Below are 23,039 nucleotides of genomic sequence, written 5' to 3'. Positions count from 1 at the left end.
ATAGCAAACTTTCCGCTTGCTGTCAACTGTTTTTTAAAACTTTTTTTAAATCATTTTGTTGATTTTTTTCACTAATAGTCTTAAAGAACTTGGCGCTGACAATATATAACTATACACTGTTTTTATTACTTTGTCAACAGCAATTTAAACATATTATTTAGTTTTATAAAAAAATACTCTTATATTACTTAAACCAATGGTTACAGTTTGTCTTATAGATATTTTGTATTGTAAATTTCTTTATATATTTGTTAGAATAATTGTAGATTTATACCTATTATTTGTTACAATAGAGTTGGAGTAATAATTTGAGAGAGGTGATAGAATGGATTTTAGACAATTAGAAACATTTGTTGAAGTTGCGAAATTAAAGAGTTTTTCTAAAGCAGCTGAAAAGCTTTTTATTACTCAACCTACTGTGACTAATCATATTCAAAATTTAGAGAAAGAACTTGGTACCTTATTAATTAATAGATTTGGAAAGAAAATCACATTGACCGATGCAGGCAATTTATTATATAAATATGCCATTAATATATTAAATTCTTGTGAAATGGCAAAATTTGATTTAGCTTCTTATCAAGGAAAAATTCAAGGTCATTTGCACATATATTCAAGTTCTGTTCCTAGAAAATATCTGCTACCAACTATAATTAAAAACTTTTTAAATCATTATCCTGATGTTTCATTTACTGTAGGTGATAAGGATTCTAAAAAAGTTGTGAGAGGAATTTTAGATGGAGAAACTGATTTTGGAATTCTAGGAGCTAAATTCTCTTCAAACAATCTTAAGTATATTGATTTAATGGAGGACAGGTTAGTTTTAATCACTCCTAACTCTCCTAAGTTTCCTGGTGATAATTTTTCTTATATAGAAAAGGATGTATTATTTAGAGAAAAAATCATGTTTAGGGAAGAAGGTTCTGGTACTAGGGCCTTAGTTGAGAATATATTTGAAAAAGCTAAGCTTCCTATTAGCAAATTAAATATAGCTGCTTATGTTGAAGACACAGAAGCAATTAAAGAACTAGTTTCTCTTGGTATAGGTATTAGTTTCCTATCCGAAAAAGCTGTTCAAAATGATCTGATACTTGAAAAATATAAAGTTTTCTATGTTGAAGACTTGGAATTTATCAGAAAATTTTATTTTGCTTTTCATAAGAGTAGACAGCTATCCCCCCTTAGCGAAGCTTTTAAAAATTATATATTAGAATTTGTAAAAGACCAGAAGATATAATTCGTCTGGTCTTTATAATTTTTTTATATTATTTTTATATGCAAATATTGCAGCCTGAACCCTATCATTTAAATCAAGCTTTTTAAAGATATTCGACACATGGTTTTTCACAGTTTTTTCACTAATATATAATCTATCAGCAATGTCTTTATTGTTCAACCTTCAGCAATTAAAATAAGTACTTCATACTCTCTTTTTGTTAGTGAATTGATTTTATCAATACTAATATTGAAATATTCATCATAGTTAGAAGATCTGCTAACTAAATCTGCCACACTAGGTTGTATATACTTCTCTCCTTTTGCTACATCTCTAATTCCTTTAATTAAACTATCTGCATTTGAATCTTTCAACATATATCCATTTGCGCCTAACTTTAATGTCTTTAAAATATATTCCTTGTCTTCATGTATAGTAAGAATAATTACCTTCGATGTTATTCCCATATCTTTAAATTTCCTAAGGGTTTCTATTCCATTTAATTTAGGCATATTTATGTCTAATAGTATTATATCTGGATCTAATTCTGTAGCCATTGTAAAAGCTTCTTCACCATTACTTGCTTGTCCAATAACGACTATATCATTTTCCAATTCTAATATTTGTTTTATTCCTTCTCTTATTAATGCGTGGTCATCCGCAATTATAACCTTAATAATTTTATCCTTCATTGTTTAGTCCTCCTCATTCAAAGGTATGAATAAGCTTATTTTAGTTCCCAAATTTGAAGAAGATGTTATGTGGAGGTTCCCATTTAGCAACTCAACTCTTTCTTTTATACTCATCAATCCAAATCCTCCTGATACTGAATTGGATTCTTTTCTATAGCTTTCTGGATCAAATCCTATACCATCATCTATAATAGATAAATTAATCTTAGTTAAAGATTTTTCAATTATAATAGAAGTAGATTTCGCTTTAGAATGTTTTCTAATATTGCTTAAAGATTCTTGAGTAATTCTAAAGATAGCTATTTGTATAGCAGATTCTAAATCACTAAAAGAGCCATATGTCTTAAGACTTACCTTTATTCCAGTATCTTCTTCAAAAATAGATATATATCTTTCTAATGTAGGAATAAGTCCAAGATCATCTAAAGACATAGGTCTCAAATCATATATTATCTTTCTTACATCTTTTAAAGTTCCTCTAATAACCCATTTTAAATTATGAAGCTCATTTTTAGCCCTATCCTTATCTACATCTAATAATCTTTCACATAACTCAGCTTTTACTATAACATTTGCTAAAGATTGAGCTGGTCCATCATGTATATCCCTGGCTACCCTACTCCTCTCTTCTTCTTGTGCTTCTATAATTTTAATACTTAAATAATGTTTCTTACTCAGCTCATCTACAGTTGCTGCTATATTGCCCGCATTTCCCATTAAATACTCTGTAGCTACGGTTATTTGTTTATTAATATTTTCTGCCTTTTTATATACTTCATAGGAGCTCTTTAGCCTAAGCTCTATTTCCTTTCTTCTCTCTATCAAGTTTTTTTCTTCTTCTCTCTTTAATAAAAGCTCTACTCTAATTCCATTAGCCAGTTCATAAGCATCTTTTATATCATTTTCACTAAATAAATGAAAATTCTTGCTCTTATTAGATAGATTCCCACGACTTCTTTTATCAAGGTCCTCTAATCTCCCTACTTGAGCAAGTGTATCCTGAATCTTAACCTGTAAAGACTTAAGTTCATCCTCCAGTCTTTTACATTCTAATCTTGAATGGCTAACAATCTCAAAAATTTCATCCTTAGTCCCTTTTATGGAATCAATAGTAGCCTCTAATATTTCATTTAATCTTTTGATACTTATTTGTTGTGATCCCATAATATACTAAACCTCTAAATTTTGTATTTCTTCTATCTCATCCTTTGATAATATTTTCTTTAGGTCTATTAGAATTAAAAGCCTTTTTTCATCTAATTTCCCTACACCTGTTATATATTTCTTATCAACACCACTTATAAATGAAGGGGCAGGATCTATTTGTTCATCATTTACCCAAACTGTTTGAGAAGCTTCATCTACTATAAATCCAATTTCTTTCTCATCTAAGCTAATAACTATAATTCTAGTATCTTTCGTCACCTCAGCTTGTCCTAATGACAACCTCTTTTTTAAATTAATAATCGGTATAACGCTTCCTCTATAATTTATAACCCCTTCAATAAATGATGGTGTATTTGGCAGAGAAATAGATTCCTCATATGGACCAATTTCTTTTACATTCATTATGTCAATACCAAATTCACCTTTTCCAAGTTTAAAAACCACATATTGATTTTCAGCCATAGAATATACCTCCTTTTTTTTTACAAAATATACTTTATTTTAATTATTTATATAATTAATAAATATAAAATACTATTTATACAAAGTTTCGTAAATTTTTTGCTCTAAAACTACTCCATATTTACTATTTTTCTTTTTAGCTTCTTCTAAATATTCTTTAAAATTCACATCAACATTTAAATCTTCTCCAAAAATAATTGCTTCTAAGGAGTTCCTAATTTTATTAACTACGAAACTTTTATTGGTATCCCAACCGTTGTTTATGGAATCTATTATTATCATACTTAGAGCCTCTATAATCTTATTATTATCATATCCCTTTTTAATCAAAGAGTCTATATCAATTATAGAAGCTTGATAGTAATTTCCATTTTCCCTTGCTTCTTCCAGTATAAATCTAGTATATCCTATCAGACAAGTTGCCCCTATACACTTTCCACATTTCTCTTCTCCCAAACAAATACTATCTAAAGTTTCTTTAAGAACTCTTGTCTGATTATAAAGCTTCGAGGCTACTTCCTTCATAGGAGAACTGACTTTATTCTTTCTATTTGTAAGTAGCTTTCTTATTAAAACAAATTCAACAATTAATAATAACAATAAGTATAATATAATATTAACAATATTTATATAGTCTTTTGGAATTGTATTTAATAGTTTTAAACTTCCAAAGAATACAAAAACTATAGAAGAAACAATTTTAATAGCAACCTCTGGTATCTTTTCCCCAATTTTACTGCCTATAAATATACCAAGTCCAGATGTAGCGACCATACCTAACGTTGTTCCCATTAATATAAAAATAGGATAATTTCCTTCTGTTGATAATGTCATTGCTGTTAATTGAGTTTTATCACCTAATTCTCCAATAAAAAAAGCTAGTGCCACTGTTATAATTGGACTGAAAGCCTTTTTATTCTCAGCTTCATCTATTTCATCATCTTTTAAAGCCATTATACCAAAAATAACAAACATAATTCCAGCAATTATTTGTATTAAATTCATTGGAACTACCTTAGAAATAAAACGACCTAATATAATAGCAATTCCATGATTTAATACAACTCCAAATATGACACCTAAAATTACTTCCTTTACCTTATACTGGGTCGCAAAAGTCATAGCTATTATCTGAGTCTTATCTCCCATTTCAGCAGCAAAAACTAATAAAAATGCTCTAAACAATTCTTTTATCATTCAGATTTCTTCCTCCCATAATGAAAAAACTTTTAGCTTGTTATTACGATTTCAACAAGCTAAAAGTCTTAGTTATTTAATTAGAATAGTTATATTGTATTATTTTTATATGCAATCTTACCTTTTTTAACTACTGTATCAACATGGTTTATTCCAAAATGATATATAATATATTCTAAATTTGGTGAATCAAACATTACTATATCTCCTCGTTTTCCTATTTCAAGACTTCCAATTTCTTCTTCTAATCCTAAAGCTGCAGCTCCATTTATAGTTACAGCTGTAATTACTTCTTCTGGAGTCAATTTCATAATCAATGAACCAAAACTCATTATAAGCTGTAAATTTTCTGTAGGACAGCTTCCAGGATTATAGTCTGTAGATAAAGCTATGGGAACTCCTGCTTCCACCATTTTTCTAGCTCTAGCAAATTTTCCAGTTTGTAAATTAAAGCTAGTGCCAGGAAGTAAATTTGCTATCACACCACTCTTAGCCATTTGCTCAATTCCAATATCACTAGCTGCTATCAAGTGATCTGCCGTGATACATCCTATTTCTGCTGACAATTCCGCTCCGCCTAATGGCTCAATTTCATCAGCATGCAGCTTAGGCTCCATACCATATTCCCTAGCGGCAAGCAAAATCTTTCTAGATTGGTCTATTGTGAAAACACCTTCTTCACAAAATACATCACAGAACTTCGCTAACTTTCTTCTAGCTACTTCCGGTATCATATCTTTAATAATAATATCTACAAATTCATCTGGATTATCTATATAGTCTTTGGGCACAGCATGGGCCCCCATAAATGTTGAAACAACATCAACATGATGATCTTCATTCAACTTATTTGCTACTTCTAATTGTTTCAATTCAGTGTCAAAATCGTCTATCCCGTATCCACTCTTTGCTTCAATCGTTGTTACTCCAAACTTAAGCATAGTATCTAAACTTTTTTTTGCTTGATTACACAACTCTTCAAATGTGGCTCCTTTTGTCGACTTAACTGTAGAGTGAATACCTCCACCTGCTGCTAATATATCCAAGTATGGTACCCCTTTTAACTTCATAGCTAATTCATTTTCTCTAGATCCACCATGTACCAGATGAGTATGAGAATCTACTAATCCTGGGGTTACAGTTTTACCAATACCATTTAATATTACAGTATCCCCATCTACAATAATATCTGATGGTAATTCACCCTCTCCTACATAAATTATTTTCTCACCATTTAAAGCTATTATACCATTTTTTATTATTCCTATATCTTTTAATGATTCTTTAACTCTAGGTTTATTTTCTCCTTTTAAAGTTATTAAATTATCCACATTCTTTATAACTAAAGTAGCTTTCATTCTATCACCTTATTCCATCATTCTTTTTTCTAAAATTTGCCCGTGGTCAAAGTTCTCTAGTCTTAAATAGTAATCCGCTACATCAATCATTGCCGCCATAGGAAGTAATCCTATTATTTCGCTCCCTATAACATTTACTCCATATCTTCTAGCTTCTCTCTCTATTACATCAAACACTCTAAACAGCGGTGTTTTAGTATAGTCTACCATATTCATAGTTACTTGTACAATATTTCTTTCTTTGATTTCTATTCCTAATGCCTTACAATATTTAAATCCTCCTGCCGCACCTCTTATGGATTTTGCAATGTTTTTAGCCACACTAATGTCATTTGTTCCTAGATTTACATTAAATGCTACTAAAGGCATCCTTGCTCCTACTGCTGTAACACCTGACTTTTCGTTTAATTCAATTGGTCCAAAGTCTGGGACCCAATCTTTTTCCTTTAATTTATCTGCCATCCCTTCATATTGACCTCGTCTTACATCGGCTAAGTTCTCACGGCTTAAAGATTCCGCTGATTTCTCATATAAATATACCGAAATATTAAGTTCTTCTCCTATTCTTTTCCCTAACTTTTTTGATAGCTCAACACATTCTTCCATAGTAACATCTGATATTGGAATAAGTGGTATAACGTCTGTTGCACCCATTCTAGGATGTTCTCCTGTGTGACTTCTCATATCTATTAGCTCGGATGCTACCTTGCATGCATTAAAAGCCGCATCTATTACTTTCTCAGGTTCACCAATAAAAGTAACAACTGTACGATTATGATCCTTATCCATAGAATAATCTAGTAGTTTAACATCTTCAATTATCCTAATTTCTTCAACTATTTTTTCTATAATATCTTTATTTCTTCCTTCACTAAAATTAGGTACACATTGAATAATTCTAGCCATTTTATATCCCCCTATGATTAATTTTTCAATTTATCTTCCACTAACTTTTTAACTAAATCATTATCCGCTACATATGGAATTGTAATATGGTCTGTATCTTTAAATTTATTATTATATTCTATACAAGTAGATATTGAATTTTCATTTCTAGCCCAAGCTCTTCTTGCAACTCCACCCATTACATCCCATGGCATTGAAGTTTTAAGGATATTATCAACTCTTTCAGATCCATCTAATACCATCCCAAATCCACCATTAATTGATTTCCCTATACCTACTCCTCCACCATTGTGAAGTGCAATAAGGCTCATTCCTCTAGCTGCATTACCTGCAAAACATTGTGTAGCCATATCTGCCATAATATTACTACCATCCTTAATATTAGCAGTCTCTCTAAATGGTGAATCTGTACCCCCTGTGTCATGATGGTCTCTACCTAACATTATAGGACCCACCTCTTTATTTCTTACCATTTCATTAAATTTTAGCGCTATTTCAGTTCTACCTAGTGCATCTTGATATAAAATTCTAGCCTGAGTGCCTACAACAAGCCCATTGGCTTCTGCATCTCTTATCCATATATAATTGTCCCTGTCTTGACCTCTTCTATTCGGATCTATACATTCCATGGCTGCTTTATCTGTTTTAATTAAATCCTCATGCTTTCCACTTAAACAAACCCATCTAAAAGGTCCATATCCGTAGTCAAATAACATAGGTCCCATTATATCTTCTACATAAGATGGGAATATGAATCCTTCTGATTCATCTATTCCATTTTTAGAAATATCTTTTGCTCCTGCATCATAAACGGCTTTCATAAAGCTATTTCCATAGTCAAAGAAATATGTTCCTCTTTCTACTAGCTTCTTAATTAATTCAAAATGATGTATCAAAGATTCATTTACTAATTTAATAAATCTTGATTTATCCTTTTCTATCATTTCTGTTCTTTCTTCAAAGGTTAATCCTTGAGGACAATATCCTCCATCATAAGGAGCGTGACATGAAGTTTGATCTGATAATAGCTCTATATTAATATGATTATCTACTGCATATTCCAGCAAATCTACAATATTACCATGGTATGCAATCGCCACAGCTTCTTTTTTAGTCATTGATTCATGAGCATATTCAAATAATTTTTCTAAATCATCAAAAGATTTATCTATCCAGCCTTGATTTAGTCTAGTCTGTATTCTAGAAAAATCTACTTCTGCTATAATTCCCACACCATTTGCTATTTTGGTAGCTTTACCTTGAGCTCCACTCATACCACCTAATCCAGAACTTACAAACATATGACCTCTTAAGTCACCATCTTCCTTTACTCCAAGTTTCATTCTGCCTGCATTCAATATGGAATTGTAAGTTCCATGAACAATTCCTTGAGGTCCAATATACATCCAACCTCCTGCTGTCATTTGTCCATAGTTTGCAACTCCCATTGCCTGTGCTTTAATCCAATGTTCCTGATCATCAAAAGCTCCTATCATAAGTGCGTTTGTAATAATCACTCTAGGACTTGTTGTAGATGACTTAAATAATCCAACTGGATGACCTGATGCAACTACTAGCGTCTGCTCATCAGTCAATTCCTCCAAATACTTCTTAATCAATCTATATTGCATCCAATTTTGACAGACTTGCCCAGTTTCTCCATAGGTAACTAATTCATATGGATATAATGCTACATCAAAGTCAAGGTTGTTATCAATCATTACTTGAAAAGCTTTTCCTTCGATGCATTTACCTCTATACTCATCTATTGGTTTACCCTTAATATTACCTTCTGGCCTATATCTATAACCATAAATTCTTCCATGGGTAAACAACTCATCTAAAAACTCTGGTGCTAATACTTCATGTAATTCTTCTGGTATATATCTTAGGGCATTTTTAAGTGCAATTTCTATTTCTCTTTGAGTCAAGCTTAATTCTCTCTTTGGAGCCCTTCGTATTCCAGCTTCAAAATTAGGCATAAGTGGCAATTCATTTCCTAACTTGATAGTCATAGCCTCAGAAATTTGCAAATTCTTAATCATAAAATCTCCCCCTTATAATAATCTTCCAATTTCTTTCTCAACAGCATTTACCATATTTTCAGATTTAATTATATCTTCGCATTTGTTTATATCTAAAGACATAACTCTATCATCTTCCATAAACTTGACACTATCTCTTATTACATTATAAGCTATTTTAGTTCCTTTTCCTAATCCTTTATTTCCTCTTAAATCAATTGCTTGACAAGCAGCTAAAATTTCCATAGCTAGAACTTTTCTCACATTTCCCATTATTTCTCTAGCCTTTCTTGCAGCAATGGTTCCCATAGATACATGATCTTCTTGGTTAGCAGATGATGGTATAGAATCTACACTGGCTGGATGTGCCAACACCTTATTTTCTGACACCAAAGATGCTGCTGAATATTGAACTATCATGAATCCCGAATTAAGTCCACCTTTATTAACTAAAAATGCTGGCAAGCCATTACTTAAAGAAGGATTTACTAATCTTTCGAGTCTCCTTTCAGACAAATTAGCTAATTCAGATAACCCTATACCTAAAAAATCAAAGCTTAAGGCCATTGGCTGCCCATGGAAATTACCACCTGAAATTACTTCTTCCTCTTCAACAAATATTAAAGGATTATCTGTGGCAGAATTCATTTCGATCTCAATCTTTTCTCTTACATATTCAAAACAATCTTTGCTGCCACCATGTATTTGAGGTATACACCTTAAAGAATATGCATCCTGCACTCTTAATTCTCCTTGGCGAGTCACCATTGAACTTTTCTCTAATAAAGCTAATAAATTTTTTCCTGTATTTGCTTGACCTTCATGAGCCCTTACACTATGAACTCTGGAATCAAACGCATCTACTATACCATTTAAAGCTTCTATTGTTAAAGAAGCTGCTATATCAGCTGTCTTACTTAACATAATAGTATCATATATTGTTAAGGCACCAATTGATGTCATGACTTGAGTTCCATTAATCAGAGCTAATCCTTCCTTAGAAGTTAATTCAATAGTTGGTATTTCTGCCTTTTCCATAGCTTCCTTGCCAGACATTCTCTTTCCTTGATATATAGCTTCTCCTTCTCCTATCATAACTAATACCATATGAGATAGTGGCGCTAAATCTCCACTAGCTCCAAGAGATCCCTTTTCAGGTATAATTGGATGTACTCCTTTATTTAACATTTCAACTAAAGTATTTAGTGTAGATAGTCTTATACCAGAGAAACCTTTAGACAATGCATTTGCTCTAAGTAGCATAATACCCCTAACTATATCTTCATCTAAAGGATTCCCTACCCCACAAGCATGACTTATAATAAGGTTCCTTTGTAATATTTTCGTTTCTTCTCCAGTGATAACTACATCGCTGAATTTTCCAAAGCCTGTAGTTATACCATAGACAACCTTATTTTCGTCTACGAATTTATCAACTAAGGCCCTAGCTTTTTCTACCCTAGCAACTGCCTCTTTAGACAATTCTACTTCTACTCCTAATCTTACCACCCTTATAAATTCTTCCAAGGTTAAACCATTGCCATTAATAAATACTTTTCCCATAATATCCCCCTCCATTTAAATTCATTAATATATTTCACTACCTAACTAAAGTGCATAAAAAAACCACAGAATTATCTGTGGTTTTTTAATTTAATAGATTTTCTTAAAGTAAATAAATTCTTAGACATAATCTCCCCTACTTTTTAATGATGGAAATTTTTCTAAACCTTTAATTAATTATATCATAATATAGTATAAAATAGTAAATATTTTTTATAATCTATAGGAAAATTCCATCCTATTTCAATTTGAATTTTCCTATGGGTTGTAAAACAATCCTCCTTATTCTACTAACTCTTCTTTTATTAAACTATAGACGCAAATATATTGCCAAAGTTCTTAGATAGATTAAAGCTATTAAAATCAAACTCTTTATTCTTCAAAGAAGTGGAAATATATAGAATACCTTTTACTCCTTCATCCTTTATTAATGGTAATACTATAATTGATTGCCAATTGGGCAATCCAGATAAAGAATCAACATTGTCTATATTATCCCAATCTATTAAAAATTCTCCTTTTTTACTATCTATTACTCTATCAATAATCTTATGATTTAAAGGAGGAGTTTCTACCCAATCATCATCAAATCTAGCCCGAGTAAAATATTTTTTTGCATCTTTATTCTTTTCAATAATCATCATAGTTGCCCATTCCGCATCTATGGTCTCTAATAATCTTCCTAAAAACGTAAATGTTTTTCCTTTAATATCGCGATTCTCTCTAATTAACTCAATAATATCCATAAGGGCTAAAATATTTCTATTATCTTCATCCATGCTACCTGTTAGAATTCCAGCAAGCTTATCAACTCTATTTATCGTATTATCCATTTGGGCATTCCATAAAATAGCTTTATTCCTACCTGTCTCCTTTGCATGGTATAAAGCTTGGTCAGCCTTTTCAATTAAATCCTCCTTAAATTGACTATGTTGCGGATAAAGAGATATACCTATACTTACAGTAACAGGGTGATCTATTCCTTGAATTTTTAAAGACTCTATATTTTTTCGCACTTTTTCAGCAATATTATATGCCTCTTCTTCCGTTGTATTTTTAAGCAATACGATAAATTCTTCGCCACCATATCGAGCTACAATATCAGTGCCCCTAATCGTTGATTTTAGAGCATTTCCTATTGAGGCTAAAATTTCATCTCCCTTTCTATGCCCATAGTTATCATTTACATTTTTAAATTTATCAATGTCTAGCATCAAAATAGAGAAGTTCCCATTGTTAGACTTAGTTTTACTGATAAGTTGGTCAAATTTTGCTTCATAATACTTTCTAGTAAATGTACTAGTAAGCTTATCAGTTGTTGCCATTAACCTTAGCTTATTATTTTCCAAGTTAATAAATATTAGATAAGAAAGATTTCTAATCAATTGAAGTCTATCAATATCAAATCTATTGAAAACCTTATCCGTTTCTAAGTAGATATAACCTTGAGTTATACTTTCATCTGAAGAATATTTCCTTCTATCAACTTTTTTTTCATTTTCTTCTTCAAATATAATTATTGGCACGCACATTATACCTTTAATGTCATTTGATAAAAACTCTCTATATCTTTGATTATAAGCCATACTAAAATTGCTATTTATTAAAATTCCCCTCTTAGATCTATCTGCTAAATTTAAAATACCCTCATTGATTTTATAATCAAATTTTTTATCTAGAGATGAAATTATTTCATATTCTTTCTTTTTCTCATTATAGCTTAAAATAAATCCTCTTTTTGCAAAAGATTCCTTCCCCAAATAAGACAATATTAAATCAAGATTATATCTAAAATTATCACTGAGTTTAGATATTAAATTTTCTGTGTTTTTAATATCTAAAGCTTCACCATAATATTCTAATTGTGTAATCCTTACAAATTCTTCACTACCTATTCCATCGATAATTGGAGTTATATCAAAATATTCATATATATTTTCGTCACTTATGCTCTCTAAAGGAAGATAGTCCAATTGGCAAGCATATTCTTTTTCTACGGCCGTAAAGATTCTCTCTTTTATTAAGTCTCCCTTTCTACTTTTAATATAACTAAATTTAAAGTTTACGTCATATATCTTCAAAGATAACCTATAGATAATATCTAATGCTTCTACTAAATATTTAATAGCCTGCTTATATTTTCTTTTACAATACAACTTAAACCCAATTACTATATTTAAAAATAGCCTTGAGGAAAATAGATTATCTTGTACCTTTTTTTCTTCAACAAAAATTAAATCTTCAATGGATTTGTCTGTAGAGTCAATAATATATAATATGACTTCTCTCATAATATCTAAAAATTCTACTTTTGTTAAATTTATTAAGTTAGAATCTTCTTCGAGTAAGTCTAATGCATAATCAATATCTCCGCATAAAATACTGATTATAGAAAAGTAAAGCAATGCTTTTTTTCGTTCCTGTATTAGTTCTGTTTTCCTATATAACTCTCTAATTTTTTCTATCTCATCCTTATTAAAATAAGATTCATTAAAAAATTTGAAATAAATTATTCTACACTGTGCCTTTAAATATTCTCTAGCATTAAATTCCTTACATAAATCTCCAGCAACTTGCGACTCTTCTATACCTTTTTCCCATTGTCCCATATATCCATAAAATTCTCCCAGAAAATTATGATAACCAACGTTGAGCTCTAAGTCTAAAATTTGCTTAGTTTCAAATATTTCTTTTAAATATGCATAACATTCAGAAGCATTGTTATATTCAGAAGTAGCTAAATATATAATACCCATATTAATATTAGATATTAAAATTCCATTTAAGTCCTGTAATTCTATAGCACCTTTTTTAACTTCCTTCATATATTTAAGTGCTTTCTCAAACTCGTAATTCCTCATATATAGTTCAGCAATATTGTTTAGAAAAATTATTTCTACTTCTTGGACACCGAATTTAGTTGCAATTCCTAGACCTCTTCTATAATTCTCCATTGCTTTCTCATTATTTGCATAATGGTCTGCATATATAGTACCAATGTTATTAATCGGTCTAGTAGCTTCTACTAGGCTATCGGTTTCTTGATGATATAGAATACTCTTTTCATAATTCTCTATAGCTTCCTTTATATTTCCACTTAAAGCTTTAATTAATCCTAAACGGTTATATATAGTACCTAAATATGTCTTAATTTCATAAGTTTCAGATAAAGTAATAGCCTTATATAAGAGTTCTTCTGTTTCTTTTAGCTCCCCATTACTTATACCTATTCTAGCTCTTAAAGATAAAGCTATAATATTACCCTCAATTATATGATTTTCTGTAGATATTTTTTCTATATCTTCAATATATTTAAACGCCAAATGGTTTTGTCCTTTTCGATAATAATTATCTACAGTAATAGACATGCCTTTAATTATATGTTTAAAATCACTTAACCTTCCTGCTTCCTTCTGATAGTCTTCTAAATAGGCGTCTCCTTTTTCCGTTTCACCCTTCAAAGAGTATATGTCTACTAATTTCTCTAGAATCTTTAGTTTAATTGTGCCTTTACTATCCTTTGCTATATTATATGCTTTCTCAAGCAATAATCTGGCATAAGTACTATACCTATTTTCTAGTTTCTCAAAACCTCCTAGAATTATATTTAGAGCTTTCTCAGATTGATTAGATTTAATTAAATGATATATTAATTCTTCTAATACTAGATCTAGATCATCACCGTAAAAATCCTGAATAATCTTAGATGCCTTTCTATGCAAATTTTCTTTTTCATCCTGAGGAATTTCATAATATACTAACTTCTTTAGTTCACTACTATTTATACTATAACTATATCCCCAGTCTGCTAACCTTTCATCGATAAGCTTTAAACTAGTTAACTCATCTAAATCTTTTTCCAGCTTACTTTGTTCTATATCTAACATATTCATCAATATCTTTTTATGCAGTACATCATCAAATATTGCCATTACTTTAAATACATCAAAATAATTCTTTTTAATAATATCTAGCTGTTTTTTAAAGGCATCATCAAAATCAGTTGGAAAGTACAAATCTGAATAACTATCACCTTTTCTATGCCATTTGCCATCAATGTTAATATAAAATTCTCCTATATTATATAAATGCTTAATAATATATTCTATATGTCTGGGATTTCCTTGACTTTCTTTATATAAGACTGATGCTAAATTGTGTGGTATACGAGACATACCTAATATATTCTTAACCATAAATCCAATTTCTTCTAATCCAAGCTTATGCAGTTCCATATCCATTACATATGAATCCATTTTCCACTCATTTATTTTCTCTTTAACTAAAGTAGTTTCTTCTCCATGACTTCCTTCAAAAGAAAAAATAAAAAACACATTATTTCCTTTAACGTTTTTAATTAGATAATCTAAAAGCATTACAAAATTACTGTTGCATTTCTGTATATCATCAATAATAATATATATTATCTTCTCTTTAGAAAGCTCCGTAAAATAATTTGCAATTCTATTATATAACCTAAATCTTTCTGTTTTTTGATTTAAATCAGTATCTATGCCTTCATCAATATTTAATCTTAACTCTGGAAGTATTCGTGACAACTCATTTCTATATTTCTCTATAAGTTCAGATGGTGTATCCTTCATAGATTGTTTTAATATGTTTGACATATCTAGTAAATCATTACTTATACTTTCATGTATCCCAATAAAATACACATCTCTACCTTTTAGTCTTAATCTATGAGATATTTCACTGAGGAATCTTGACTTTCCGACTCCAAAATCGGCATTTACAACTAAACCTTTATATCTATTAGTTCCATTTACTATATCATCATCTATTAACATGGACTTATGAATTTCTTTCTCCCTACCAATGATTTTATTATTAAAGGATAAAGAACTTCTGCTTTCTATTAAATCATAGGAATGATTTAGGCTAAAAATATTATTTATTTCATCTATAATCTCCAATAGGTTTACATCTCTTGTAATGAAATCTCTCTTAGTAAGTTGTTTAATAATATTACTTAGCTTTTGTTTTTGTTCTGTAGTTAAAATACCTTCCTCATTATATACAAATGAGTCTACATCATCAACTAGAAAATCCTGTAGTAATAAATATTTAATTAACACACCTAATGAAAAATAATCTACTTTTTTATCATTTTCATCCCTATTTATTAACGCTTCGGGAGATATGAAATATCTTGTTAAATCATCATAATGAGAATTGTATCTTTTTTCAACAATAGTAGCTAAATCCGTAAGTTTTATACTTCTATCTCTAGTTATAAATATTTCTGAAGGATTTAATAATTTGTATGTGAAACCTCTAAAATGTAAAAAATCGATTGTTGCTATAATATCTAATAGAACTTTAAGCTTTTCTTCCAAACTTAGCTCTTCTTTTATATCACTTAATCTAGGACTATGAATATATTCAGATATAGAATAATATAACAACATATTTACCTTTTTAGTATCTATTGTCTTAACTAGGTTAAACTTTTCACTAGACAATATATGCTTATGATTAATGTTTGATAAATAAATAAAATTGTCGATAAAATAATTTATTAATTCTCTTTGAACATCAAAGTGATAAAGCTTCATCAATTGAATTTTATCGTCTTCCCATAGATCAGATACTTTATACGTCTCAAAATATAACGTATCCTCTAAAACCTTTTCAATCTTATATCTATTGTCGACAATTTTCATGTTATCCCCTCTTTTTTACATCTAATCTTATGATTCATCCTTCATTGCCTCATATAAGGCTTTTAATCCCAAGTGTAATCTATTTTTATCATCATCACTAAAATTACTTAACTTTCCTGATAAGAAGTCAATACGCTTATTTAACACTTTTTCCAAAATATCATAACCGTTAGGTAATACCTCTACTCTTACAACCCTTTTATCTTTCTCATCTTTTTTTCTTACTACTAACTCCGCTTTTTCCATGCGATCAATAAGATCTGTAATAGTGCTACATGCCAAAGCCATTTTCTGGCTTAATTCTCCAATTGTCATATTCCCTTGGTTTATAAGAATCTGTAAAGCTGAAAATTGAGGTACAGTAATATTAAAGTCAGATAATATTTCTCTCCCTTTTCTCCTTATGATATAATCTACTTTTCTTAGATATTTTTCTATATTAGCTACATTTTCACAGCTTACATTTTCGTTCATTTGTATCCTCCTCTTTATCTTTTCAAAATAGTCTAGTTTTGTTTAGACTATAATTCTAAAGGCCTTCGGTACAATCTCAAAAGTGGCAGGAAGTTTACCACCATATTCACCATCTATATCGATAGACACTTTCTCCCTAGTATCTAATCTCACACTCTTTGACTTAAAATATACAACATTTGGATGATTAATATGATCACCACTAAATATATTAATAAAAATATTGGCTAAGTCTTGAACTCCTGATTTTTTTACAATCACTATATCTAACAGTCCATCTAGGACATCTGCTTTTGGTGCTAATTTTTTAAAACCTCCAATAGATGAGCTGTTGGATATGAGAAATAACAATACTTCTTCATCTAAAGAACACTCTTCGCTTTCCACACTTAATTTTATTGGTTCAAAATTCTGTAGGGTTATCTCTTTCAACCCCTCTATATAATAAGCCATTCTTCCCAATACCATTTTAGTCTCTGGTAAAACTTGGTATCCTACATTAGTTAAAAGTCCACCTGCCGCTACATTTACAAAATATTCACTATTAACCTTTCCTAAATCCACATCTATTGTGTTTTCCCTCTTAATCATATCATAAAAATCCATAATATTTTTGGGAATTTTCATGTAATTAGCAAAATCATTAACAGTTCCTGAAGATAAAATGGCAACCGGTATTTTTCTCTCGCTATTCGCAATACCTTTAGCCACTTCATTTACTGTACCGTCACCACCACTAGCAACTATGATATCCCAATCTTCCTTGCATGCTTTCATAGTTTCAATCATGGCATCGTCCTTTTTTTGTGTAATAAACTTGCTAATTAAATATCCATCATCTAATAACAATTTACATAAACGATCTACCCGTCTTTCCATAGATTGTCTTCCTGAAGACGGATTAAAAATCACTTTTATTTTCTTCATAAAAATCAGCCTCTCATCATATAAAATAATCTATATAAATTTAATATCAAATCGCCTAATTATATAACATTATATCCTATTATACCAGCAATATAATAATTGTAAAAGAATTTTCAATTTTCAATTTTTAGCTTCAACCACAGAATTTATGCTTAAAAAAATAAGAATCCAAATCTTAGGATTCTCACTTCTTCTTTATAGCATTTTTTATGGTTTCTATTATCTCAACAATCAACTTAATATAACTATCTATATTTTTTATATTGTATTGAAAAGCATATGCTGTTTCAGATATGCTATCAGTTACCGAATCAAGAGTCTCAGATACTTTATGGGTTGTACTATCAATGGAGTCAGTAATAGAATTTACTTTTCCTGATATGCCATTTATATTTTGTACTAAACCATTTATTTCTGGTGTTAAATCCTTTATAGCACTATCAGTACTTTTAGTAATTGAAGTTAAATTTTTACTTATTGAAGGTAATTGCTCAAGTGTATCATTAATGTTCTTTTCATTTGCTTCAGCTACAATATTTATCTGACTCATTAGTTTATTTATATTCTTTAACACAAGTATTAAGTATGTCAGCGCACCAATGCCTAATAAAAAAAGTATTAGTTTAAATAAATCCTGAATAGTAAGGGTGGCAGTCATTATCTACGCCCCCTTAATAGGATTCACTTTCATCTTCGTTAATATCTTCTTCCACTATTTCCTCTATTTCTTCTTCAATCTCTCCTTCAACGTCATTAACTAATTCATTTTTCTTTTCTTTTATTCCTTCATATGCCTGTTTGATCTCAGACTTAACCTTATCCTGTAATTCTTTAGTAGCTTCAATTTGTTCATTTACTATAGTTTTAACATTTTCAGCTACTTCTTTTGATTTTTGAGATATATCTTCTCTAGTTTCTTTCCCAGATTTAGGAGCAAATAATAATCCTGCTGCTGCTCCAATTGCAGTACCAATTGCAGTACCTACTGCTACATTTTTTGCAGTTTCAATTTTCTTTTCTCTCTCAGCTTTTCTTTTTTTTTCTTCGATAAACTTGTTTATCATTTAAATCTCCCCTTTATAATTATTCTGTGATTTTCATAATTGTCTTTTACCCTAAAAGACATTTTATAATCAAATTTAAACTAAAATATTCTATTTATTAATCTTATTTAAAACTTATCCTTTAATATCTTTTGCAATTCTGCTGCCTGATAGCCACACTCTTCTGCAAATTTTTTAAATAGATCTGCTATTTCACTATCATTTACTTTTTTTGAGTGTACTTCATAATCTCTGACCATTTCTTGTGAATCTAATATCATCTTTTTAACAATTTCTTTTGTAGTTAATTCCAAAATAATCCCTCCTAAATTTAAATTAATAGTTCTATATGATTAATTGTTTCACAGTATTATCTATTTTATACTTTTATATAAAATATTTTATTTAATACTTTAATTTATTGTAGTTTCATTTATAATAGATACTATACGATTTATTTTGAGTGTCGAAATGCTTGATAAATATTAACAAAAGGAGAATTGAGACCATATGAAAGCCTTTCTTTCTTTAAAAAACTTTTTTTCAAAGCATAAGTGGAATTATCTAATTGGAATCATTTGGCTTATAATTATAGATTCTGTTCAGCTAATAGTTCCACAAATATTCAGGAATTTAACAAATGATTTTGAAAATAACTTGTTAAATTCTAAGGGAATTACAAAGTATGTATGTTTAATTATACTGACTGGAACAGTCATAGCAGCTGGAAGATTTTTTTGGAGAATATATATTTTGGGCACTTCTCGTGAACTTGAATATTATTTAAGAAAAAAAATCTTTAATCACTTATTAACACTTTCACCTAACTATTTCAATACTCACAAAACTGGAGATTTAATGGCTCATGTAACAAATGATGTTAATGCAGTGCGAATGGCTATTGGACAAGGAACAATAATGATTGTTGATTCTGGTTTTATGATAATTCTATCTCTTATTATGATGATAAAAACTACAAATCTTAGACTAACTTCCATAGCTCTATTTACCTTACCGTTTATCATTATTGTAGTTAGCAAATTTGGTAAAATTATTCATAAGCGTTTCAAAATAGTTCAAGAGGCCTTTTCTGACCTTACAGACACTACCCAAGAAAGTTTTTCTGGTATCCGGGTCGTTAAATCTTTTGTACAAGAAGAGCTTGAATTAGAAAAGTTTTCTAGGGTAAATAAGGACAATTTGAATAAAAATATAGATTTAGTTAAAATATCTGGAACATTCCACCCATTTATCCAGTTTATATCTTCAATTAGCTTTCTTTTAGTAATATTTTATGGAGGCAAAGAAGTAATACTAAATAGAATTTCTTTGGGAGACTTTATTGCCTTTAACTCATATTTGGGCTTGTTAGTATGGCCAATGATGGCTTTAGGTTGGGTTATAAATGTTTTACAAAGAGGAGCTGCTTCTATGGATAGGATCAATTCTATTCTAGATGAGAAACCAGATATTTCTGATGTTGAAGATGCTATTAAATTAAATAAATCAAAAGGAAAAGTTGAATTCCAAGAGGTTAGCTTTAAATATCCTGGAGCTAATAGTTATGCTCTTAGGAATATAAATTTTACTGTAGAACAAGGAAAATCACTAGCAATAATCGGTAGAACTGGTAGCGGTAAATCAACAATTGTAAGTTTGCTGCTAAGGCTTTACGACATTCATAAAGGTAAGATTTTATTTGATGACATAGATATTAAGAATCTATCCTTAAAATCCCTTAGAGAAAATATAGGATATGTTCCGCAAGATAACTTTTTATTTTCTACTACTATAGAAGAAAATATTGGGTTTTCATTTGAAAATTCAATTTCACATGATAGGGTTATTCATGCAGCTATATTAGCTGAAGTATATGATAATATTCTAGAATTTCCAAATGATTTTCAAACAATTTTAGGAGAAAGAGGTGTCACCCTATCTGGAGGCCAAAAACAAAGAACTTCTATTGCACGGGCTATAATTAAAGAACCTTCTGTACTTATTTTAGATGATAGTTTATCTAGTGTAGATACTCAAACAGAAGAGAAAATAATTAAAAAATTTGAAAAATTTTATGAATACAAGAACTACTATTATTATAAGCCATAGAATATCTACAGTGAAAAATTGTGATGAAATTATCTTCTTAGCTGATGGTGAAATTGCTGAAAGAGGAACACATGATTTTCTTATATCTCTTAATGGGTTATATTCAGATTTATATGAAAAACAATTATTAGAGGAAAAAATAGTTAATGATTAGGAGGGAAAAAATTGAGTAATGAATATAAAGATGATGAAATAATGGGAAAGGCCTATGACTCAAGGTTAATGAAACGACTTTTACAATATGCAAAACCTTATTTTCTATACCTTCTCTTAGCTATTATTATGATGATTGGAATTACAGCTTTAGAGCTTTTAAGACCTTATCTCCTCAAAATTACTATTGATGATTATATTACAGGATATAAAAAACCTATGTATGAAATGGAAATAAATGATCCCCATAAAGGTATAATTTTCAATAATAAAAAATATGTTAGACTTGATTCCATAGATATAGAAGAAAGAGTTAATTTTAATTCTTATCCTGTTGTTAATATAATAAAAGAGAATGGAGAGTATTACCTTGGAGATTATAATAGTGAAATAATAGAAGATAGAATGCATTTAGATAATGAATCATATACAGACTTTAGAGAAATAGATATTAAAGGCATAAATAAAATATCAGCCATATTTATAATATCCATAATATTAGCTTTTGCTTTAAATTATTTTCAAGTGCTTATACTTAATTATACTTCACAAAAGATAGTGTTTAATATAAGACAAGAAATATTTTCACATATTCAAAGTCTTTCCATTTCTTATTTTGATAAAAATCCAATCGGAAGACTTGTTACTAGAGTAACAAATGATACAGAAACCTTAAACGAAATGTATACTTCAGTTTTAGTAAATCTCTTTAAAGATATATTTATCCTCATAGGTATTGTTTTTGTTATGATAAAAATGGATTTGACCTTAGCGTTGCTTTCCCTTACTCTGCTGCCTTTGATTTTAATAGCCTCAATAATATTTAGGAAAAAGATTAGAGTAATTTACAGATTAGGTCGAGCACAGCTAGCTAAAATCAATTCTACTTTGAATGAAAATATAACTGGAATGAGAATTATACAAATATTTAAGAGAGAGGATAAAATCTCTACTCAATTTGATGAGATTAATACTGATTATCTGAAAACAGCAAAGAAAGAAATCACTTTGTTTGCTATTTTTAGACCGTCTATTGAAGTAATCCGTTCATTAGGTATAGCTACTATTATATATTATGGAGGGGGACAAGTTGTTTCAAACGCTTTAGAGTTTGGAGTATTATATGCTTTTATAGATTATCTACAAAGATTTTTTGAGCCAATACTTGATTTAACCGAAAAATATAATATACTTCAGTCTGCTATGGCCTCAAGTGAAAGGATTTTCACTATACTTGACGATAATACTATAATTGAAAATCCCATTAATCCATTTATCCCTAATAATATTAAAGGTAAAATTGAATTTAAAAATGTGTGGTTTGCATATGAAGGTGAAAATTGGGTTTTGAAGGATGTTAGCTTTATAATAAATCCTGGAGATACTGTGGCTTTTGTAGGAGCAACTGGAGCAGGAAAATCATCTATTATCAACCTTATAACTAGATTCTATGATATACAAAGAGGTGAGATATTAATAGATGATATTAATATTAAAGAATATGATAAATTTCAGCTTCGCAAAAATATAGGTGTAGTATTACAAGATGTATTTCTTTTCACTGGAACAATAGAAGATAATATTAGACTAAATAACTTTGAAATCCCTGACGATAGGATAATAGAAGTATCAAAATATGTAAATGCAGACTATTTTATAAATAAATTGCCACTTAAATATAAAGAACCTGTGATGGAGAGAGGTTCAACATTATCTTCTGGTGAAAGACAGCTTCTTGCTTTTGCAAGAACTTTAGCTTATAATCCTAGTATATTGATATTAGATGAAGCAACTTCTAGTATAGATACAGAAACAGAACTATTAATTCAAGATGCCTTAGAAAAATTAATCAAAGGTAGAACTAGCATTGCCGTTGCTCATAGGTTATCAACTATACAACATGCAGATAAGATCATAGTTCTTAGCAAAGGTGTTATTAAAGAAGTTGGGACGCATCAGGAACTATTATCTAAGGAAGGAATGTATTATGATTTATATAAACTTCAGTATAAAGAGGACTTCAGCCAATGACTCTTTACTACTTAGTAGTTTTTTAGTAGAATA

19 protein-coding genes are annotated in these 23,039 nt (G+C 29.6%); 4 read left to right on the top strand and 15 right to left on the bottom strand.

Translation table 11 applies throughout. The features are described 5' to 3' along the window. Positions 1-325 precede the first annotated feature (325 nt). Positions 326-1,237, top strand: coding sequence for a selenium metabolism-associated LysR family transcriptional regulator (locus CIW83_RS12695; protein WP_094901714.1), 912 nt, complete (start codon positions 326-328; stop codon positions 1,235-1,237). A gap of 12 nt (positions 1,238-1,249) precedes the next feature. Here the strand turns inward: CIW83_RS12695 and CIW83_RS23765 are convergent, their stop codons facing one another. The 15 genes from CIW83_RS23765 to CIW83_RS12625 all read right to left on the bottom strand — a co-directional run bounded on the left by CIW83_RS23765 (position 1,250) and on the right by CIW83_RS12625 (position 19,027). Then, entirely contained in the window at positions 1,250-1,348 is a 99-nt protein-coding gene (locus tag CIW83_RS23765) for a hypothetical protein (RefSeq protein WP_235601324.1), read from the bottom strand. Positions 1,349-1,392: 44 nt separating this feature from the next. Next, on the bottom strand, positions 1,393-1,908 hold the full coding sequence (locus tag CIW83_RS12690) for a response regulator transcription factor (protein ID WP_235601322.1): 516 nt from the start codon (positions 1,906-1,908) through the stop codon (positions 1,393-1,395). A gap of 3 nt (positions 1,909-1,911) precedes the next feature. Then, a complete protein-coding gene (locus CIW83_RS12685) occupies positions 1,912-3,072 on the bottom strand; it encodes a sensor histidine kinase (RefSeq protein WP_094901712.1) in 1,161 nt (386 codons plus the stop codon). 6 nt (positions 3,073-3,078) lie between these two features. After that, entirely contained in the window at positions 3,079-3,537 is a 459-nt protein-coding gene (locus CIW83_RS12680; RefSeq protein WP_094901710.1) for a chemotaxis protein CheW, read from the bottom strand. 72 nt (positions 3,538-3,609) lie between these two features. Beyond that, the gene (locus CIW83_RS12675) at positions 3,610-4,734 is read right to left on the bottom strand and encodes a TMEM165/GDT1 family protein (protein WP_094901708.1); all 1,125 of its coding nucleotides are present in this window, start codon (positions 4,732-4,734) and stop codon (positions 3,610-3,612) included. An 89-nt stretch (positions 4,735-4,823) separates the two neighbouring features. Then, positions 4,824-6,092 carry an imidazolonepropionase gene (gene hutI, locus CIW83_RS12670; protein WP_094901706.1) on the bottom strand — a complete coding sequence of 423 codons (1,269 nt, stop codon included), beginning with the start codon at positions 6,090-6,092 and terminating at the stop codon, positions 4,824-4,826. Positions 6,093-6,101: 9 nt separating this feature from the next. Continuing rightward, a complete protein-coding gene (gene ftcD, locus CIW83_RS12665; protein WP_094901704.1) occupies positions 6,102-6,998 on the bottom strand; it encodes a glutamate formimidoyltransferase in 897 nt (298 codons plus the stop codon). Between the two features lie 17 nt (positions 6,999-7,015). Further along, positions 7,016-9,043 carry a urocanate hydratase gene (locus tag CIW83_RS12660; RefSeq protein ID WP_094901702.1) on the bottom strand — a complete coding sequence of 676 codons (2,028 nt, stop codon included), beginning with the start codon at positions 9,041-9,043 and terminating at the stop codon, positions 7,016-7,018. Positions 9,044-9,055: 12 nt separating this feature from the next. Then, on the bottom strand, positions 9,056-10,585 hold the full coding sequence (hutH, locus tag CIW83_RS12655) for a histidine ammonia-lyase (RefSeq protein ID WP_094901700.1): 1,530 nt from the start codon (positions 10,583-10,585) through the stop codon (positions 9,056-9,058). 305 nt (positions 10,586-10,890) lie between these two features. Continuing rightward, entirely contained in the window at positions 10,891-16,269 is a 5,379-nt protein-coding gene (locus CIW83_RS12650; RefSeq protein ID WP_094901698.1) for a diguanylate cyclase, read from the bottom strand. A 27-nt stretch (positions 16,270-16,296) separates the two neighbouring features. Further along, positions 16,297-16,743 carry a MarR family winged helix-turn-helix transcriptional regulator gene (locus tag CIW83_RS12645; protein WP_094901696.1) on the bottom strand — a complete coding sequence of 149 codons (447 nt, stop codon included), beginning with the start codon at positions 16,741-16,743 and terminating at the stop codon, positions 16,297-16,299. A gap of 42 nt (positions 16,744-16,785) precedes the next feature. Next, positions 16,786-17,670 (bottom strand): diacylglycerol kinase family protein, encoded by an 885-nt coding sequence (locus CIW83_RS12640; protein WP_094901694.1) that lies wholly within the window; start codon positions 17,668-17,670, stop codon positions 16,786-16,788. Between the two features lie 184 nt (positions 17,671-17,854). Continuing rightward, positions 17,855-18,328 carry a hypothetical protein gene (locus CIW83_RS12635; RefSeq protein ID WP_094901692.1) on the bottom strand — a complete coding sequence of 158 codons (474 nt, stop codon included), beginning with the start codon at positions 18,326-18,328 and terminating at the stop codon, positions 17,855-17,857. 13 nt (positions 18,329-18,341) lie between these two features. Further along, positions 18,342-18,734, bottom strand: a complete 393-nt coding sequence (locus CIW83_RS12630) for a YtxH domain-containing protein (RefSeq protein ID WP_094901690.1) — start codon at positions 18,732-18,734, stop codon at positions 18,342-18,344. A 107-nt stretch (positions 18,735-18,841) separates the two neighbouring features. Beyond that, entirely contained in the window at positions 18,842-19,027 is a 186-nt protein-coding gene (locus CIW83_RS12625; RefSeq protein ID WP_094901688.1) for a hypothetical protein, read from the bottom strand. 196 nt (positions 19,028-19,223) lie between these two features. Here CIW83_RS12625 and CIW83_RS12620 point away from each other — a divergent pair, with 196 nt between their 5' ends. The 3 genes from CIW83_RS12620 to CIW83_RS12615 are packed head-to-tail and all read left to right on the top strand — an operon-like array spanning position 19,224 to position 23,006. Then, positions 19,224-20,822: an ABC transporter ATP-binding protein gene (locus CIW83_RS12620; RefSeq protein WP_201259858.1), complete on the top strand. Its 1,599-nt coding sequence runs from the start codon at positions 19,224-19,226 to the stop codon at positions 20,820-20,822. Beyond that, positions 20,788-20,976: a hypothetical protein gene (locus CIW83_RS23025; RefSeq protein ID WP_201259857.1), complete on the top strand. Its 189-nt coding sequence runs from the start codon at positions 20,788-20,790 to the stop codon at positions 20,974-20,976. Before CIW83_RS12620 ends, CIW83_RS23025 begins: the two co-directional genes overlap by 35 nt. 11 nt (positions 20,977-20,987) lie before the next feature. Then, positions 20,988-23,006, top strand: coding sequence for an ABC transporter ATP-binding protein (locus CIW83_RS12615; RefSeq protein ID WP_235601321.1), 2,019 nt, complete (start codon positions 20,988-20,990; stop codon positions 23,004-23,006). The last annotated feature ends 33 nt before the right edge of the window (positions 23,007-23,039 follow it).

The sequence above is a fragment of the Tissierella sp. P1 genome, from assembly GCF_002266425.1.
GTDB classification, from domain to species: Bacteria; Bacillota; Clostridia; order Tissierellales; family Tissierellaceae; genus Tissierella; species Tissierella carlieri.
This window is presented reverse-complemented; position numbering and strand designations above follow the sequence as displayed.

Coding starts and splice junctions, on each gene's coding strand:
- CIW83_RS12695 (WP_094901714.1), top strand. CDS start 326: ATGGATTTTAGACAATTAGAAACATTTGTTGAAGTTGCGAAATTAAAG.
- CIW83_RS12690 (WP_235601322.1), bottom strand. CDS start 1,908: ATGAAGGATAAAATTATTAAGGTTATAATTGCGGATGACCACGCATTA.
- CIW83_RS12685 (WP_094901712.1), bottom strand. CDS start 3,072: ATGGGATCACAACAAATAAGTATCAAAAGATTAAATGAAATATTAGAG.
- CIW83_RS12680 (WP_094901710.1), bottom strand. CDS start 3,537: ATGGCTGAAAATCAATATGTGGTTTTTAAACTTGGAAAAGGTGAATTT.
- CIW83_RS12675 (WP_094901708.1), bottom strand. CDS start 4,734: ATGATAAAAGAATTGTTTAGAGCATTTTTATTAGTTTTTGCTGCTGAA.
- hutI (WP_094901706.1), bottom strand. CDS start 6,092: ATGAAAGCTACTTTAGTTATAAAGAATGTGGATAATTTAATAACTTTA.
- ftcD (WP_094901704.1), bottom strand. CDS start 6,998: ATGGCTAGAATTATTCAATGTGTACCTAATTTTAGTGAAGGAAGAAAT.
- CIW83_RS12660 (WP_094901702.1), bottom strand. CDS start 9,043: ATGATTAAGAATTTGCAAATTTCTGAGGCTATGACTATCAAGTTAGGA.
- hutH (WP_094901700.1), bottom strand. CDS start 10,585: ATGGGAAAAGTATTTATTAATGGCAATGGTTTAACCTTGGAAGAATTT.
- CIW83_RS12650 (WP_094901698.1), bottom strand. CDS start 16,269: ATGAAAATTGTCGACAATAGATATAAGATTGAAAAGGTTTTAGAGGAT.
- CIW83_RS12645 (WP_094901696.1), bottom strand. CDS start 16,743: ATGAACGAAAATGTAAGCTGTGAAAATGTAGCTAATATAGAAAAATAT.
- CIW83_RS12640 (WP_094901694.1), bottom strand. CDS start 17,670: ATGAAGAAAATAAAAGTGATTTTTAATCCGTCTTCAGGAAGACAATCT.
- CIW83_RS12635 (WP_094901692.1), bottom strand. CDS start 18,328: ATGACTGCCACCCTTACTATTCAGGATTTATTTAAACTAATACTTTTT.
- CIW83_RS12630 (WP_094901690.1), bottom strand. CDS start 18,734: ATGATAAACAAGTTTATCGAAGAAAAAAAAAGAAAAGCTGAGAGAGAA.
- CIW83_RS12620 (WP_201259858.1), top strand. CDS start 19,224: ATGAAAGCCTTTCTTTCTTTAAAAAACTTTTTTTCAAAGCATAAGTGG.
- CIW83_RS23025 (WP_201259857.1), top strand. CDS start 20,788: ATGAATACAAGAACTACTATTATTATAAGCCATAGAATATCTACAGTG.